12 protein-coding genes are annotated in these 16,504 nt (G+C 59.7%); 6 read left to right on the top strand and 6 right to left on the bottom strand.

The features are described from left to right. The coding region (locus tag NW857_RS08980) for a peptidoglycan D,D-transpeptidase FtsI family protein (RefSeq protein ID WP_414368715.1) at nt 1–1,096 on the top strand (1,096 nt) is incomplete at its 5' end. 210 nt (nt 1,097–1,306) lie between these two features. Here the strand turns inward: NW857_RS08980 and NW857_RS08975 are convergent. The 4 genes from NW857_RS08975 to NW857_RS08960 form a co-directional block, all read right to left on the bottom strand. After that, on the bottom strand, nt 1,307–2,530 hold the full coding sequence (locus tag NW857_RS08975; RefSeq protein ID WP_414334934.1) for a glycosyltransferase: 1,224 nt from the start codon (nt 2,528–2,530) through the stop codon (nt 1,307–1,309). Between the two features lie 143 nt (nt 2,531–2,673). Further along, complete coding sequence (locus NW857_RS08970; RefSeq protein WP_414368713.1) at nt 2,674–5,169, bottom strand: HD family phosphohydrolase; 2,496 nt, start codon at nt 5,167–5,169, stop codon at nt 2,674–2,676. Nucleotides 5,170–5,234: 65 nt separating this feature from the next. Then, nucleotides 5,235–5,684, bottom strand: a complete 450-nt coding sequence (locus NW857_RS08965) for a plastocyanin/azurin family copper-binding protein (protein WP_414368711.1) — start codon at nt 5,682–5,684, stop codon at nt 5,235–5,237. Between the two features lie 43 nt (nt 5,685–5,727). After that, nucleotides 5,728–6,345 (bottom strand): 4'-phosphopantetheinyl transferase family protein, encoded by a 618-nt coding sequence (locus tag NW857_RS08960; RefSeq protein WP_414334937.1) that lies wholly within the window; start codon nt 6,343–6,345, stop codon nt 5,728–5,730. A 130-nt stretch (nt 6,346–6,475) separates the two neighbouring features. Between NW857_RS08960 and NW857_RS08955 the strand changes: the two genes are divergently transcribed. Beyond that, the gene (locus NW857_RS08955) at nt 6,476–7,921 is read left to right on the top strand and encodes an LCP family protein (protein WP_414337744.1); all 1,446 of its coding nucleotides are present in this window, start codon (nt 6,476–6,478) and stop codon (nt 7,919–7,921) included. A 105-nt stretch (nt 7,922–8,026) separates the two neighbouring features. Further along, nucleotides 8,027–9,886 carry a molecular chaperone HtpG gene (htpG, locus tag NW857_RS08950; protein ID WP_414368709.1) on the top strand — a complete coding sequence of 620 codons (1,860 nt, stop codon included), beginning with the start codon at nt 8,027–8,029 and terminating at the stop codon, nt 9,884–9,886. Here htpG and ribH read toward each other — a convergent pair. Then, the gene (ribH, locus tag NW857_RS08945; protein ID WP_414337738.1) at nt 9,880–10,470 is read right to left on the bottom strand and encodes a 6,7-dimethyl-8-ribityllumazine synthase; all 591 of its coding nucleotides are present in this window, start codon (nt 10,468–10,470) and stop codon (nt 9,880–9,882) included. The two genes, htpG and ribH, sit on opposite strands and share 7 nt — an antisense overlap. 201 nt (nt 10,471–10,671) lie before the next feature. Here ribH and NW857_RS08940 point away from each other — a divergent pair, with 201 nt between their 5' ends. Continuing rightward, nucleotides 10,672–11,652 carry a LysR substrate-binding domain-containing protein gene (locus NW857_RS08940; protein ID WP_414334941.1) on the top strand — a complete coding sequence of 327 codons (981 nt, stop codon included), beginning with the start codon at nt 10,672–10,674 and terminating at the stop codon, nt 11,650–11,652. Here NW857_RS08940 and NW857_RS08935 read toward each other — a convergent pair. Further along, a complete protein-coding gene (locus NW857_RS08935; RefSeq protein ID WP_414368707.1) occupies nt 11,582–14,014 on the bottom strand; it encodes a phospholipid carrier-dependent glycosyltransferase in 2,433 nt (810 codons plus the stop codon). The two genes, NW857_RS08940 and NW857_RS08935, sit on opposite strands and share 71 nt — an antisense overlap. 108 nt (nt 14,015–14,122) lie before the next feature. On the opposite strand from NW857_RS08935, the gene NW857_RS08930 reads away from it, so the two are divergent. After that, nucleotides 14,123–15,700: a cryptochrome/photolyase family protein gene (locus tag NW857_RS08930; RefSeq protein ID WP_414334943.1), complete on the top strand. Its 1,578-nt coding sequence runs from the start codon at nt 14,123–14,125 to the stop codon at nt 15,698–15,700. A gap of 80 nt (nt 15,701–15,780) precedes the next feature. Beyond that, nucleotides 15,781–16,323, top strand: coding sequence for a transcriptional regulator NrdR (nrdR, locus tag NW857_RS08925; protein WP_414334944.1), 543 nt, complete (start codon nt 15,781–15,783; stop codon nt 16,321–16,323). Nucleotides 16,324–16,504 lie beyond the last annotated feature (181 nt).

Below are 16,504 nucleotides of genomic sequence, written 5' to 3'. Positions count from 1 at the left end.
GGTGCTGCAGCTCACCCTGGATATGCGCCTGCAAAGGGCTGCCCGCGCCGCCCTGAAAGCTCAACTGCAACGGTTTCGAGCGCTGCGGGGCACGGTGATCGTCCTCCAGCCCCACACGGGGGAGATCTTGGCTCTGGTGGCCGAACCTACCTACGACCCCAACCGCTACTTCGAGTATGACCCCGGCCTTTTTCGCAACTGGGCTGTAACGGATTTGTATGAGCCGGGATCCACCTTCAAGCCCATCAACATCGCCATTGGACTGGATGCCGGCGCCTTTAGAGCCGATGAACGGGTGTATGACGAAGGACGGATCCTGATCGGTCAGTGGCCCATCCAAAACTACGACTACCACCAGCGGGGGGCCCATGGCTGGATGAGCGTCACCGATATCCTGCGCCAGTCCAGCAACGTGGGCATGGTTCAGCTGATGCGCAAACTGGATCCCCGCCAGTACTACAATGCCTTGGTACGGTTGGGATTGAATGAGCGCAGTGGTGTGGATCTGCCCTTTGAGCCGGCCAGCCGTTTGAAGCCGCTGCGGCAATTCGTAACCGTGCCGGTGGAGCGAGCCACCGTTGCGTTTGGCCAGGGGCTGGCCCTCACCCCCCTGCAGTTGGCCACTTTGCATTGCATCATCGCCAACGGCGGGCTGAAAGTGCAGCCCCATGTGGTGCGCGGTCTGGTGGAAAAGGATACAGACACCTTGGTTTGGGGATCCCCGCAACCCCAGCCGGTGCGGGTGCTGTCGGAGCAGGCCACCCTGGCGGTGCGCATCCAGATGCGGGACGTGGTGGATTTTGGCACCGGGCAATCGGCCAAGATCGAGGGGTATGAGATCGGCGGCAAAACAGGTACCGCCCAGAAAGCAGGGCCGCGGGGGGGCTATCTGCCCGGCAAACGCATCACCAGTTTTGTGGGCTACTTCCCGGCCCTTCGCCCCAATTACGTGATCCTGGCAGTGCTCGACGAGCCCCAGGGGGAAGATGCTTTCGGCTCGACGACGGCGGCTCCCGTGGTTCGCTCGGTCATTGAGGAGATCATCACCCTAGAAGGGATCCGCCCCAATTCTACCGAGCGTGGCTACAGCAACTGAAAGCGGGGGCTAGGATCTTCAATTAAGTTTAACTAGAGCTTTAACTAAATAGCAATGGAACGGATCGTGGCGTCGATCCCTAACTCCCCTCTCCCTGAGGGAGAGGGGCCGGGGGTGGTCGCGTGAGCGGCGCGGAGCGCTTGGGCCTCAGGGAGAGGGGCCGGGGGTGGTCGCGTGAGCGCTTCAGGAGTGTCTGAAATAAACAGACGTTCAAGACTTGTCGCCCCTGGGATCCAGCTTAACCTCTGCACTTTTCCAGCTCAGCTTGGAGTTGAGGTAGAAGTTCCAGAATACAACAATGCCGATCGCAATTAGGTTGGCCAACAGATAATGAATGCCCAAGCGCTCGCTTAGCAAGATCACCAGTGAAGAGTTAAGAAACAAGCCGATCAAGCAGATGACATTAAACTTTACCAGCCGCTTCAGGCGATTCAAGAGACCCGGCTGCAATCGGGTAACATGGCGAAATGTCCACAGATCGTTCCACAGGAAGTTATTGAGAATGGCCACTTCCGAAGCGATCAGCTTACTCGTGATGAGATCCCATCCTAAGTTGTCCGGATCGTGTAACAAATAGAGCAAAACCATGTCCACCACAGTGCCTGACAGGCCGACTGTGCTGAAGCGCAAAAAGGATCCCACCTGTCCTAGCGAGAAGCGCAGGTGGATGAGATGGTGGAGATACTGAAGACAGGTTTGCAGTTGAATTTTGCTCTCGCCGTTTTGGCGCTCCTGAAAGATGTAGCCGACTTCAGCAATGGTTGTCACCCGGCCCCGTGCCAGCACCTCGATCAGCAGTTTGTAACCCTTGGGGCTGAGCGGGATCCCGGCAATAGCCTGGCGTCTGAGGAGGAACAACCCGCTGAGAGGATCCGACACCCGCCTGAAAACCCCTGGCAGCAAAACCAGCCCGATTGCTTGAGCTCCCCGAGAGACGAGGCGCCGGCCCAAGTTCCAGTGGCTCACCCCCCCCGACTCCACGTAGCGGCTGCCCACCACCAAATCTGCCCCTCTCTGCATGAGCGGCCACAGTTTGAGGACGATCTCCGGCGGATGCTGCAGATCCCCATCCATCACCCCCAGCACCTCGCCGCGAGCAGCTTGCCATCCCCGCAATACGGCTGTGGCCAAGCCCCGTTCCCCCTGGCGGCAGATAACTTTGAGTTGGGGAAACTCCTCTTGCAATTCCTGGGCCAACTTGGCGGTGTAATCTGGGCTGTTGTCATCCACCACGATCAGCTCATAGGCTCCGGGTAGAATCGCGTCGAGGTGGGCGCACAACTGGCGAATCAAGCTGCCAATGCTGGAAGCTTCGTTGTAGGTGGGAATGACCAACGAAAGTTGAACAGGGCTGGGGTGGGATAGAGATGGGATCTGAATGGGAACTCCAGAAGCTTTGGGATGGGTAGATGAAGCAGGAGCTACATGGGGCATAAAGACTCTGTCCCGCTGACGCGAACAGGAGGCCATCCAAAAAACAATGGCAGGGGATCCCAACTCTGGGCCGTCTTGACTTGATCCGCAATTAATCCCTTATCCTACCGATGGATCAGCTTCAGGACTAGACCTTTCTCTACCTACCCAGCGATTCGCAAGGGTGCGCTCGGCTGAGAGGAGCCGGTGGGCGGGGGCATCGACATCGGCATTTGTGCCTGGTCAGGCTCCGGCAGCGAGGGGGCAGGGGTGACGCTGGGATAGGGGATGCGCTCGTGGTTGGATTCCCGCCACACCTCTACAAAAGCGTCTGCCACCACCTCCAAATCCTGCAGCGTCAGGCCGCTATCGACCAGTTGGCCATCCTGCCAACGGGCCTGGGCAATTTTGCGGACAACAGCCTTGGCCCGCTCAACCACCTCAGGGCCAAAGCCGTCGCTCAGGGTCATGCTGCGCAGGGCCGCCTCACAAGCATCGGCAAGCATTACCACCCCTGTCTCCTTGCTCTGGGGGATGGGGCCATCGTAGCGGAACAGCTCCTCGGGCACCGGCTGATCCCCGGCTTTCATCTGGGCTTGATGGTAAAAGTAAGCAATCAGGATCGTCCCCTGGTGCTCAGGGATAAAAGCTTGGACAGCGGTGGGCAGATTGTATTGCTTGGCTAGGCGCAGCCCATCGCTGACGTGGGCCTTGATGATCTGGGCGCTGCGATAGGGATCGTCCAGTTGCGTATGAGGGTTGAGGCCGCCCATCTGGTTTTCGATGAAGTAGCGGGCCTGCAGCATTTTGCCGATGTCGTGGTAGAGGGTGCCGGTGCGCACCAGCTCCACGTTAAGGTTCAGCTTCTGGGCAGCTCGTTCCGCCAAGGTGGCTACAAACAGGGTGTGCTGGAAGGTGCCGGGGGCTTCTGCCGCCAGCCGTCGCAGCAGGGTGCGGTTGGGGTTGCTCAACTCGATGAGGCGAATGGGGGTGGCCAGGTCGAACAAGCGCTCCAGGTAGGGGCTGGCTCCCAGCGCCACAATGCTCCACCCCAGCGTGATCCCTCCCCCCAAGGCCATCGCCAATAGGTCGATGCCGCCAGTTGTGGTCAAGCTAACAGCCGCATAGGTGAGCATCTGCACCGCCGCCGCCCCTCCTCCCAACAAGGCCAACTCTTCCCGAGAGCGGGAGCGCCCGGCCAGGGCGCAGGCCACCACACTGCCGGAAAGCAAGGGTGCGAAGGTGAGCAGATTGGCAGAGGAGACCAACGGCAAAAGTAACGCCTGTCCCACCACCACCACCAGGCCCAGCCCTGCCCCGTAAAAACTGCCCAGCAACAGCCCCACCGCCGGCAAGGAGCTGAACTCCAGCTTGAACAAAGTTGCCACAAGCGGAGCAGTCAGGGAAACCATCAGGATCAACACCCGATCCCGGCGGCGCAATCCCGGCTGCAAGCGTTGCTGCAAGGGGACGAAAATGGCCAAGCCCAAGCCCATAACGCCAGCCACCCCCACCAGGCCCCAGACGTTGATCCTGCGCTGGGTAAACCCAAAGTGATCCAAAATCAAAAAGAGCTCGGGGGTGATGATCTGATCTGCTCGCACAATCACCTGGTTTTCCGCAACCGAGATCAGGACGGGCTCAACTTTTTCCAGCTCGGCGCGAATGCGCTGCTCGGTGCGCTGCGGATCCACCTCCAGATTGGGGATCAGCACCTGCTGCAGCCACTGATAGACCAGCCCCTGCAGCTCCTGCCGCTGGGCGGCACTGCCTGGAAAGGCCAGCTCGTCCAGTTGGGCTTGGATCCCTTCAGCGCGCACCTCGCGGGGCAGGCCATCCACAATGCCTATCTTCTGCAGGCGCTCCAAGACCCGCCGGCTCAGTCCCTGGAGCTGCTGCCACTCAGTCTCTGTTAAGTTGAGAACCGTGGCCGGGACAGGGGGGGTGAGCTGCTCCAGAGCCGGCAGAGCCCCTTGGTAGCGCTGTTGGGCCGCTTCCACCTGGGCAATTAACTGGGTATAGGGATCCGTGGCCGCCGTCTGAGTGGCCGCCCCATCCAACCAGGCCCGCTGCCAAACCTCGACCAGCTCTTGCCGGGCCCGCTGCTCTGGAAAAAGCGGCTCCAGACGTCCAGCAACCTCTTCCGACAGAGATTGAGTGGCTGCACGGGTGCGGATGGCCTCTTGTCGGACACGAGCCTGAAAGGCTTCCCACTCTTCTGGGGCAAGCTGGCGCAGGTAGATCTGCGTTGGCAGAGATAGCAATTGGACAGAAACATAGGGCAGAGAACCTGCCTCTTGTCGGATGGCCTCCGCCGCTGCCAGGAGAGCCTCCAGATTTTGCCGCATGCTCTCGTTGGCGGTGCTGTTGATTTTGAGGGCTTGCACCACGCGCCGTCGCGCCTCGGCCTGCCGGGCCTGGGTAGCCTCCACATCTTCGATCTCTGCCGCAGCAGGAGCGAGGAAGGTTTGCGGGGAGCGGCTGCCGACGGTCAGTTGCGGCTCGTTGTAGTAGCGGATCCCGTGAACAGCAGTGAGGGAGAGAAGCGCTAGGGCATAGCCGGCAACCCGCTCCGGCAGGGGGGGCCTGCTCTTGCGAGGAGAGGCTGCCTGGCGTCGCCGAGTCCAGTGTTCCACGATGGGGCTGAGCAGGTTTTTCATGCGATTTGCCTGGCAGCGTCTTTCTCTTTTCTATCCCCTTTTGCCCCCCTAGCCCAGGAGATAGCCTAGTCGCCAATGGTAATCTGCCCAATCATGCCCGCTTCGGCGTGGCCGGGAATGGTACAGGCCAAAGAATAAACTCCAGATTTCAGGGGAATAAACTGCCACTCCACTGCCGCACCTGGCTTCAGCTCCAGTTCTCGGATCTGGCCCTTGATTTCCACACCGGCCACTTCCAACTTGCGAGTCCAAACGGCATCGGCAAAATCTTTGGCGCTGAAATAGTGCTTCAACTGGCTGGGGTTGCTCAAGTGCAAACGGTAGAGGTTGCCGTTGCGAAAAAAGAGCTCCTTGGGCACAAACACCAACTGGTTATCGGCAGTACCTAACTCGACAGCTTTGTCCTGGGGCGTTTGCCGCGACAGATCCCGCGCCCAGGCCGGATGCGGGATCCCGCCGATCGACATCCCCAGACAGAGGCTCAATATCAGGAGATAACGCAACCCACGCAACATAACCCCAACATGGAAACTCGGCCTGAAAACCCAAGATAGCAGCTCAAGCGGGAGTGAAGAGATCTGCGCCTTGGCAGAGCTGCACCGTCGGGACTGGCCCGCCCACTTCCAGTCGTTCCATCGCCACAGCGGCAACGTAGCCCTCGGCAACCCGCAGGGGCAGGGTCAGCCAGCAGGGATCCCCGGCCCCGGCCCTGGCTCCGGCCAGCCCCACGCCCATGGCTTTCAGGAGAGCTTCTTTCTGCGTCCACAGCTCCAGGAAAACCCTCTCCCGCTCTGCCGGTGGACAGGCCAACAGACGAGCCTGCTCGGCGGCGGAAAAATAGCGTCGGGCAATGCGTTGCCAGCGGGGCACGGGTCGGATCCGCTCCAAGTCCACGCCAATTCGACGCTGCAACGTCAAGCCAACCAGGATCCACTCGTGGGAGTGGCTGAGGTTGAACTGCAGCGGTAGGGGTGGATCCCGCCAATAGGGCTTGCCGGTGGAGCTGTGGTCGAGGGGGATCGCCCGGGGTGGAATGCCGCTGTAGCGGCTGAGCAAGCTGCGCAACCCAAGACGACCGGCCAGAAAGCGGCACCGATCCGCCGGCAGTTGTAAACGCTCTGCCCGCCGGCATTCCCCAGGAGAAAGCATGTCGAGCTGGGGAAGCAACTGCTCCAACGGGGGTACGCTCCACAGCCAAAGGTGCGCCTCCCACTTCCCCGGTAACGGCTGCAGGGATCCCGCCGGGGAAGCTGCTCTCTCGTTGCAGTTGGGTATGGACAGTCCTAGAGAATAAGGATGCGGTAACATGACCTTGAATTGGTGGGGTTGGCAACACCACCTAGACAGTACACCCCTTCCTGCAGGCGCCCGCGAGGCTCGGCCCGACCTGATGTCCTCTTTCCACTATCCACCCCGCCCAGACCGTGTCCGCGCCGCTCGTCAGCAGGCCATTCGCCAGGGGATCCTCTGGCTGTTGTTGGGATTCACGGCTGTGTTGGCGGGCTCTGCCGGTGCCTTCTTGGCTGTGATGTTGCCCCGTCCGGTGATCCCCACTTCCCTCACTCCCGGCGAACAAGAAGCCTTCCGTCCGGATGCTTTGCGGGCTGCCGCTCTGGATCGCTCCTTGCACATTCTCATCCTCGGCACCGACAACCCGGATCCCACCCTGCCCTTGTCCACAGAACGGGAGCGTCTCAACACCCGCACCGACACCATCCTCTTGGCCCGTTTTGATCCACAGGCGCAGCGGATCACTGTCCTATCCATCCCTCGCGATACCCGCGTGCGCTTGCCTGGCTTTGGTGTAACCAAGATCAATGCGGCCAACTTGGCAGGGGGCCCGGCGCTGGTGGCCCAGGTGGTCAGCACCTTGCTGGGCGGGATCCCGATTGACCGCTATGTTCGCCTCAATACCGAGGCCCTGGAAGCTTTGATTGACGCAGTGGGGGGTGTGGAGGTCTATGTGCCGGAGCCCATGCACTATGTGGATCACACGCAGCAGTTGTTTATTAACCTAGAGCCTGGCTGGCACCGCCTCAATGGCGAACAAGCCCATCACTTTGCCCGCTTCCGCCGCGACCACCTGGGCTTGGGGGATATCGGTCGGGTACAACGGCAACAGGAGCTGCTGCGGGCCCTGAGCCGGGAACTGCTCTCCCCTGCCGTCTGGCCGCGCATCCCGAAGGTTTTGCAGGTCGTCCGCACCCACCTGGAGACCAACCTCACCTGGGAAGAGGTTCTGAGCTTGGCCAAGTTCGTCCTCACCTCTGGGGACGATCGCATCGACCTGGTGCTGTTGCCGGGCCGCTTCAGCCAGCCGGGAGAGTTTGCCACCAGCTACTGGCTGCCAGATTTGGCCGGGATCCGCCGCCTGGCCGTGACCCACTTTGGCCTGGAGGCGGAAGTAGCTCCCATCTCGCCGCACCGCCTGCGCATAGCTGTGCAAAATGCTACCGGAAAGCCGGGGATGGCCCGCCGCATGGTGCAAGAACTGGTTCGACAGGGCTATACCCAGGTTTTTGCCGTCGAAGACAGCCCCCAGGTGTTGCCGCAAACGGAGATCCTCGCCCAAAGCGGGGATCGGGAAGGAGCCAAGCAGGTTCGCGCTGCCCTTGGCCTGGGAGAGCTGCGGGTGGAATCCACCGGCGTTCTCAACTCCGACATCACCATTCGCGTTGGGCAAGATTGGGCCCACCAGCTTACCCTTGATATCGACCAGGCGCAGAGTCCGGCCAGAGGGGCTCAGCTCTAGAGCCGGTTCGGTTGCGGGTGCGGATTTCTGGAAAAAGTTCAGCTTGTCGGGGCCTTTGCTACCTCTGTAGATTGGCACTGAGCTTGTTGAAGTGCCGAGCCATCTATGACTGTGCTGGAACAGGGATCCATCACCATCCACACCGAGAACATTTTCCCCATCATCAAGCAGTCTCTCTATTCGGATCGGGAGATTTTTTTGCGGGAGCTGATCTCCAATGCTGCCGATGCCATTGCCAAGCTCAAGATGGCCAAACTGGCCGGCGAAGTGGCGGATCCCCCGGAGCCGGAGATCGTGATCGCGCTCAACAAAGAGGCCAAGACCCTCTCGGTCAGCGACACCGGCATCGGTATGACTGCCGAAGAGGTAAAAAAGTACATCAACCAGGTGGCCTTTTCCAGCGCTGAGGAGTTCCTTCAAAAGTACAAAGGCAAAGAGGCAGAACAGGCGATCATCGGCCACTTTGGCCTGGGATTCTATTCCTCTTTTATGGTGGCGCAGCGGGTGGAGATCGACACCCTTTCCTATCAGCCCGGCAGCACACCTGTGCAGTGGTCTTGCGACGGCAGCCCAACTTTTACCCTTTCCGATTCGCAGCGCTCCGCCATCGGCACCACCGTCACCCTTTACCTCAGCCCGGATAGCGAGGAGTATCTGGAGCCAAGCCGCATCCGCGAATTGGTGCGCAAATACTGCGACTTCATTCCCGTCCCTATTAAACTCAACGGAGAAGTCATCAATCGCCAGAAGCCCCTCTGGAAGATTCCTCCCTCTGAGCTCAAGGATGAGGATTACCTAGAGTTTTACCGCTACCTCTATCCCTTCCAAGAGGATCCCCACTTCTGGGTACACATCAACACGGATTATCCCTTCATCGTGCAAGGGATCCTCTACTTCCCCAAGTTGCGCCCGGATATCGATCCCACCAAGGGCCAGGTCAAGCTATTTTGCAACCAGGTTTTTGTCCAGGATAACTGCGAAGAAGTCATTCCCAAATTCCTCCTGCCTCTGCGCGGTGCCATCGACAGCCCGGATATTCCCCTCAACGTCTCCCGCAGCTTCCTGCAAAATGATCGCACCGTCAGGCGCATCGGGGATCACATCGCCAAAAAGGTGGCGGATCGCCTCAACGAGCTTTACAAAGAAGACTACGAAAAATATGTCAAGGTCTGGCCCGATATCAGCCTCTTCATGAAGTTTGGGGCGATGAACAACGACAAGTTCTTCGCCCAGATTAAAGACATTCTCATCTTCCGAGTGGCCGGATCCCCTGCCGATAAACCGGAGTACGTGACCCTCAAAGCATACCTGGAGCGCACGCGGGAAAAGCAAAACAAGCGGGTTTACTACGCCACCGACGAAGCGGCCCAGAGCGCCTACATCGACCTGCACCGCTCCCAGGGCCTGGAGGTCATCATGCTGGATAGCTGGATCGACAGCCATTTCAGCAGCTTCCTGGAGCGGGAGTATCGGGAAGAAGGGATCCAATTTAAGCGGGTGGATTCCGAGCTGGACGAGACGCTGATCCAGAAAGACAAAGCTGCCGATCTCGTCGATCCCATCACACAAAAAACCCGCAGCGAAAAGCTGGTGGATCTGTTCCGTCAGGCTTTGGGCAAAGAGAAGCTGCAGATCAAAGCCGAGGCCCTCAAGTCTGAGTCAGTTCCGGCCATGATCCTGCTGCCGGAGGCGCTGCGGCGCCTGCAGGAGCTCAATGCCATCCTGCAACAAAAACCAATGGAGTTTCTGGAAGAACACACCCTGGTGCTCAACACCGCCCACCCCTTGATCCAAAACCTGCAGGCTCTGGCCGAGGAGGGGCGGGATCCAGAGCTGGTCAACCTTATCTGCAACCACATCTACGATCTGGCGCTGATTACCCAGAAAAGCTTTGACCCCGCAGCCGCACGGGCCTTTGTGCAGCGTTCCAATGAGGTGCTCACCCGTCTAACCCGCCGTCAGTAGGCGGCACTCTCCAAAGTTACCCCCGGCTGCAGCGCCTCTGCTCCACCGGGCAGAGAGGGACGGGAGGCCGCTCCATTGTTGCCAGCCCTGTCACTCCCTTGCAACAGGGGAGCCACTTGGCGCATCAGGGTGGCCATCTCCAGGGCACTCATGGCGTATTCCCAGCCTTTGTTGTTCTTGATCCCGGCCCGCTCCAGCGCCTGCTGCAGAGTATCGGCGGTGAGGATCCCGAAAATGACTGGCACGCCGGTGCGAAAACTCGCTGCCGCGATCCCCTTGGCCACCTCTGCCGCCACATAGTCGAAGTGAGGGGTTTGGCCGCGAATTACTGCCCCCAGGCAGATGATGGCATCGTAGCGGCGGGACTGGGCCAGTTGGTGGGCTACCACAGGCACCTCAAAGCTGCCCGGCACCCAGTAGTAGTCCACCTGCTTGCTCTCCGGGCCGACATCCACACCATGCCGCTTCAGCCCGTCCTGGCACCCCTCCAACAATTTGCCGGCAATCAAGTCGTTAAACCGACTGATAACAATCGCCAGACGCAGATCCGCCGTCTGAACAAAGTTGCCCTCGTAAACTGCCATCTACACTGCTCCAGACCTGAAAGACAAGCGGGTCGACCAACACGGCAAAACCGCGCTTTCCCATCCTAGTTCACTCCCCTACCTCAAGCTCCGTCAAAGGACGGGGGACAGGGGTTTGCCTTTCCCCGGGGAGATCTCGCCAAAACGCATAGATCAGGGCTTATGATTTAGTAGTGAACCTTTAGTTTTTCCTAATTGTCCATGAAGGCCATTACCTTGCACCAACTGCAAATCTTCGAGGTTGCTGCTCGTCACCTGAGCTTTACCCGGGCTGCCGAAGAGCTTTACCTGACCCAGCCCACGATTTCCATGCAGATCAAGCAATTGAGCAAAGCCGTGGGGTTGCCGCTGTTTGAGCAGGTGGGCAAGCGGCTGTATCTCACCGAAGCGGGGCAAGCTTTACACCAAACCTGCGACAAAATTTTCGAACAATTGAATCAATTCGAGATGACCCTTGCCGACCTGAAGGGGTTAAAACAGGGACGGCTGAGCATTGGGGTGGTCACCACCGCCAAATACTTTATTCCTCGTCTTCTGGGGCCATTCTGTCAGCAGTATCCCGGTATCGACGTCGCCCTTAAAGTAATCAACCGCCAGCAGGTTTTGGAGCGGCTCGGCCACAACATGGACGATCTCTACGTGATGGGGATGCCGCCGGAAGATTTGGATGTGGTGGCGCAACCTTTTCTGGAAAACTCTTTGGTGGTTATGGCCCCCATTCATCATCCGCTGGTGGGCCAAAAGCGGATCCCTCTGGCGCGCATTGCCCAAGAACCCTTCTTGGCCCGCGAACCCGGATCTGGAACGCGCATGGCGGTGGAGCGGCTTTTTGACAAACACAACTTGAAGTTAAATATTCGCATGGAGATAGGCAGCAGCGAAGCCATTCGCCAAGGCATTGTTGGTGGACTGGGCATTTCGGTTTTGTCTCAGCATGTGTTGGCTTTGGGGGGATGGCAACATCATCTGGCTATTTTAGATGTGGAAGAGTTCCCCATTCGGGGGTTTTGGTATTTGGTCTATTTGCGCTCCAAGCGCCTTTCGGTGGTGGCCAAAGCTTTTGCCGACTTTCTGCTTTCACAAGTTTCTCAAATGGATTTGGACTTTGTGGCTAAAGATCAGCACAAACCCAATTCCAATCCCAGTCTGGATCCGCTTTCTGGCAAAGAGGCCGAACCATAGCCGAAACCTCTTGTTGCAACTCCGGAACGCCTTCAAGGTCACGGGTAAAAAATACTCGCAAAAAGGCCAGGTAAGCCCGCGCCCACTGGTCCTCGGGATCCAGCTCGACAATTTGTTGAAAATGCCGCTGGGCTGCTTGTGGCTGCAGCAGCACTGCCAACATGAGGCCCAGTTGGTAGTGGCTTTGGATTTGCCGGTTCACTCGACCCTGGGCAGCGGCCTGTTGCCATTGCCCCTCTAGCAATTGGCGTGTCAGGGTGCGATCGGGATCCGTCAGAAAAGTCGGGTATTGCAGGGTTGTCCAGGCATTGAGGTAAAGGGAGAGAGTTTGCAGATCCCCAGCAGCAGCAGCTCTGGCCGCCTCTTGGAGAGGAAACAAGGGATCCATCAAAAAAAGGGATCCCTCCTTTTGGAAGCTGAACAGGAATCCTCTCCAGGGCTGGTGGAGGGCATGGCGGATCCCATTGGGCAACTGCCAATCCAGGTGGAGAAAGCTCCCCTTCGAGAAGTCGGCTGTGGGCAGCGTCAGGATCTCTTCCACCAGCCAGACACCCGTTGAGCTGAGCTGCAGGCGGTTCTGCCCCACCACCCAGGCGCGCTCGGCCAACACCTGCCCTTGGGAATCTTCCAGCCACGCCCAGGCCAGGGTTTGGGCCAACTCCTGAGCCGGGCCTTGCCAGCGCAGCCGCCAGGCCGGGATCCCCAGCTCCGACAGCGCCTCAACCTCCACCAACTCCACCTCCCCAGCTTCAAGAGGCGACTCCTGCACCGTCACCCGTGGCCGGCGGGGAAAATAAGTCTGCAGCCGACCCACGCTGGGCAACTCTACCCCAGGTTCTTGTCGCCAGTCCGGGCTGCTGCGCAGGTGCTGCCGGATCTGCTCCTTGGCCGGGCCGTAGGGGCCGACAATTCCCTGTTCCCCCGCAGCATCTACAAACCCGTCCAGCAAGGATAGCTCCAGTTCCGGCCAGGGGGTTTGCCCGGCAGCGCGGAACGTGACCGGCCAGCGCTGGAGAGCCGCCAAGTAAGTCAGCGTTTCCGAAGAAATGAGCTCGGTGTTGGGAAGAACGCCCAAGGTGGTGGTTAAACCCGGCTGGAGCAACGTCTCAATCCACTGGGTCAGCTCCTGGGCGGGGCGCTGCCCCTGCCACTGCATCGGGATCCCCCTCCAGAGAGGGGCCACGCCTGGGGTGAGGGGCCGACCCAAGCTGGCCAAGGCCAAGCAGCCCAGAACCAGCCCCGCGCAGGCTCCCCTTTGCAAAGCCCACCCGCCCCAGCGCTCCCCCAGCCACCGATAAGCTTTTTGCATCCCACCTGCCGACAACACCGCCAAAAGGGGCAACAGGGGTAGGGTAAAGCGCACATCTTTAATATCCACCACGGTGTAGAGAAGATAGCCCGAACTGTAGGCGGCCCACAGGACTGCCTCTCGCCGGTCCAGGGATCCCAGCAGCGTCAGCAGCGGCAAGGGGCACAAAAAAGGGCTCATCTGCAGGGGCAACCAGCGCAAGTAGGCAGTCCACCAACACAGGGATCCAGCCCCACAGGTGACGTAGTAGTGGGCAGTACTGGCATAGCCCCACCCATTGCTGAGCACAAACAGCCAGTTGGCTCCGTACCAAGGCCAACACAGCAGCAGCGTCACAGCCAGGCCCAACCCCATCTGGGCCACAGGGATCCCTTTTTGCCACCCCACCGCTTTTCTGCTGCGCCAGAAAGCCTGACCTGCAGCCCCCACCAGAGGCAGCAGCAAAAACAGCACCCCTGTCCACTTGGTCAGCAGCACCGCCGCCACCCCCGCCCCCACCCCCGCCGCCCCCCGCCAGGACGGCTCCTCCGCATAGGCCCACAGCGCGCAAAAAGCCAGCGTCACCGCCACCACCAGCGGCAGCTCCAGCATGTAAACATGAGCCAAAGCCGTGATCCCCGGATAAAGGAGTACCAGCGCCGCCGCCAGCCAGCCCACTTCCCAAGAGCGATAGACCCGCCGCCCCAGCCGCTGGGTTGCCAGGATCAGAACCCCCAGCAACACCCAATTGAGCAATTGCCCGTCAGCACGGCCGAACGGATGCAGAGCTGCCAACGGGATCCCCAGCCAGTAGGCCAAAGGCGGGTAGCGCTGGTTAAGGTGGAGCAACTGCTGCCACCAGATCTTTTCCCAGCGAAACCGCCCCAGGTGAAGCCCAAACGCCTGCGCCTGCAGCAGATGCTGCGCCTCATCCCAGGCCGGCGGCAAGGGATCCGTCCAATTCCAAATCACCAGCAGCAGCAGCGCCGCCATCCCCAGCCCGGCCCAGGCCTTGAAAAAAGGGATCCCCAACCGCCCTCTTTCCCCCGCTAGCCGGCTGGATGCCCTCTCCATCGCCACCTTACCTTAGCCCTGCTCCCCAACGCTACACTCAACTTGGGCTGCCCTCAGAGATCTAGAGACATCTTGGCCCCGCGATCGACAAAATTACCCCGCCTTCCCATGACCGCTTCACTCGCTGGCCCCACAGGCGTCTGGATCCTCCCCGATCAACTCCATCCCCAGCAATCCGCCCTCGCCTCCCTCTCCGCCCTACCCCCTCGCTGCGTTCCCATCATCCTCATCGAATCCCACACCTGGGCCAGCTCCCGCAACCACCATCAGCAGAAATTGGTGCTGGTGTGGTCGGCCATGCGCCACTTTGCCCAAGAACTGCAACAGCGGGGCTACCCGGTCACCTATGTGGAAGCCGACGGCTATGCCGAGCCCCTGCAAACCTGGGCCAAGCAACAGCAACTGCGGCAAATCCGCCTCATGCAGCCCGCCGATATTCCCGTCCGGGATGAGGTAGAAAAGCTGCGGTCTGCCCTCCCCTGCCCCCTCCTGATCCTGGAAAACAACCACTTCCTCTGGACAGCTCGCCAATTTATCGACTGGGCCACAGGCCGCAAGCGCCTGCTCCTGGAAGACTTTTACCGCGAAGGGCGCAAACGCTTCCGCATCTTCATGGACGGCTCCCAGCCCCTCGGCGGGCGCTGGAACTACGACCGGGAAAACCGGCAGCCTCCCCAGCCTGGCCGGCGCTACCCGCCGCCTCTGACGTTTCCTCCCGACGCCATCACCCAGGCCGTGATCACAAAAGTCAAGCACCATTACGGCCATCACTTCGGATCTTTAGAGGGATTTGGCTGGGCTGTCACCCGTGCCCAAGCCCTGCAAGTGCTCGAAGACTTTATCCGGCACCGCCTGCCCCACTTCGGCCCCTGGCAAGACGCCATGCAAACCGGCGAGGACTTCCTCTACCACTCCCTGCTGTCCCCTTACCTCAACTTGGGCCTGCTCACCCCCCATGAAGTCATCGCCGCCGCCGCACAGGCCTACCATCGCGGCGGGATCCCTCTCCCTTCGGCGGAAGGCTTCATCCGCCAGATCCTGGGCTGGCGGGAATACCTGCGCGGCTTCTATGAATACCAAATGCCCCAGGGCTATGCCCAGAAGAACTTCTTTGGCCACTACCGCCCCCTGCCGGACTTTTTTTGGACGGGCGAAACCGACATGGCCTGTCTGCGGCACACCCTAGGGCAAATTCGCCGCCATGGCTATGCCCACCACATCCAGCGACTGATGGTTCTCAGCAATTTTGCCCTCATCAGCGGTATCCAACCCCAAGCGGTGGAAGCGTGGTTTCACGACGTGTTCATCGACAGCTATGACTGGGTGATGCAGCCCAACGTCATCGGCATGGGCCTTTTCGCCGACGGGGGCATGCTCTCCACCAAACCCTACGCGGCCTCCGCCCAGTACATCCGCAAAATGAGTGACTACTGCCGCCATTGCCGCTACAATCCCAGCGAAAAGATGGGCGAACGGGCCTGTCCCTTTAACACGTTTTACTGGGACTTCCTGTTGCGTCAGCACTCCCTCCTAACTCCTTTGGGCAGGATGAAATGGGTACTGGCCCATCTGGATCGCATGGAACCAGAGCTAAAAGCCCAAATCCAGGCGCAAGCCGCCGCCTGGTGGGATCCCTGGCCATCTATGCCCAACGAACAGAGTTCATCTCAGCTGCAATCTGTCTGAGTCTAAATGGGTATCCGAAGGTATCCGGTAAAATTGAGGCACCCCCTCTCCACCTGTCGCTTTGTCGAGGATCACCAGCCATGAAATGTCCCCGCTGCAGCAAACAAGAAATCCGGGTTTTGGAATCTCGTTCGGCAGAAGGCGGCCAGAGTGTGCGGCGGCGGCGAGAATGCATGTCCTGCGGCTACCGCTTCACCACCTACGAACGCATCGAGTTCATGCCCATCATGGTCATCAAACGGGATGGATCCCGCGAAAGCTTCAATCGCAACAAGATCCTGCAGGGGGTGATGCGCGCCTGCCAAAAAACCCCCGTCACCGTCAGACAGATGGAAGAGCTGGTCAACGAGATCGAAGAAAAACTGCAATTGGAAGATGCCCAAGAGGTAACCACTCTGCGCATCGGCGAGATGGTGCTGGAGCGCCTGCAACACCTGAGCGAGGTGGCCTATGTACGCTTTGCCTCCGTCTACCGCCAGTTTCAGGGTATAAAAGACTTCGTCAACGAGCTGGAACAGTTGGAGCCACCTCTTCGACAGAAGCTGGAGCGGCTGCTGCGGGACTCTTCCGCCTCAGATTCCGAATCCCCAAGTTCCCCAGACTTGGTGGGGGGATATTCTTGACAGACTTCCCGTAGCCAAAGCCAGAGACTTCGCGGCGCTTCTCGGTAACTCAGGAACGATAGCCGCCAACAAGCCCAGGCGATCCCCTGGGTCAGCGAGAAAAGGGCGCTTATGGGTGAGAAAAATTGCTGTAAGAGGTCGCCCATTGCAAAGGCTTAGCGGTATGCTTGGGGTAGCAATC

Origin of the sequence: Synechococcus sp. H55.9, assembly GCF_047462355.1 — a bacterium.
In the GTDB taxonomy this organism is placed as follows: Bacteria; Cyanobacteriota; Cyanobacteriia; order Thermostichales; family Thermostichaceae; genus Thermostichus.
Note: the sequence above shows the minus strand (reverse complement) of the source record. Positions and strands in the feature narration are given on the sequence as shown.

What these genes read in the sequence shown, in the direction of transcription:
- NW857_RS08970 (WP_414368713.1), bottom strand. Translation starts at nt 5,169, where the DNA reads ATGAAAAACCTGCTCAGCCCCATCGTGGAACACTGGACTCGGCGACGC.
- ribH (WP_414337738.1), bottom strand. Translation starts at nt 10,470, where the DNA reads ATGGCAGTTTACGAGGGCAACTTTGTTCAGACGGCGGATCTGCGTCTG.
- NW857_RS08965 (WP_414368711.1), bottom strand. Translation starts at nt 5,684, where the DNA reads ATGTTGCGTGGGTTGCGTTATCTCCTGATATTGAGCCTCTGTCTGGGG.
- NW857_RS08975 (WP_414334934.1), bottom strand. Translation starts at nt 2,530, where the DNA reads ATGCCCCATGTAGCTCCTGCTTCATCTACCCATCCCAAAGCTTCTGGA.
- NW857_RS08935 (WP_414368707.1), bottom strand. Translation starts at nt 14,014, where the DNA reads ATGGAGAGGGCATCCAGCCGGCTAGCGGGGGAAAGAGGGCGGTTGGGG.
- NW857_RS08955 (WP_414337744.1), top strand. Translation starts at nt 6,476, where the DNA reads ATGACCTTGAATTGGTGGGGTTGGCAACACCACCTAGACAGTACACCC.
- NW857_RS08930 (WP_414334943.1), top strand. Translation starts at nt 14,123, where the DNA reads ATGACCGCTTCACTCGCTGGCCCCACAGGCGTCTGGATCCTCCCCGAT.
- htpG (WP_414368709.1), top strand. Translation starts at nt 8,027, where the DNA reads ATGACTGTGCTGGAACAGGGATCCATCACCATCCACACCGAGAACATT.
- nrdR (WP_414334944.1), top strand. Translation starts at nt 15,781, where the DNA reads ATGAAATGTCCCCGCTGCAGCAAACAAGAAATCCGGGTTTTGGAATCT.
- NW857_RS08940 (WP_414334941.1), top strand. Translation starts at nt 10,672, where the DNA reads ATGAAGGCCATTACCTTGCACCAACTGCAAATCTTCGAGGTTGCTGCT.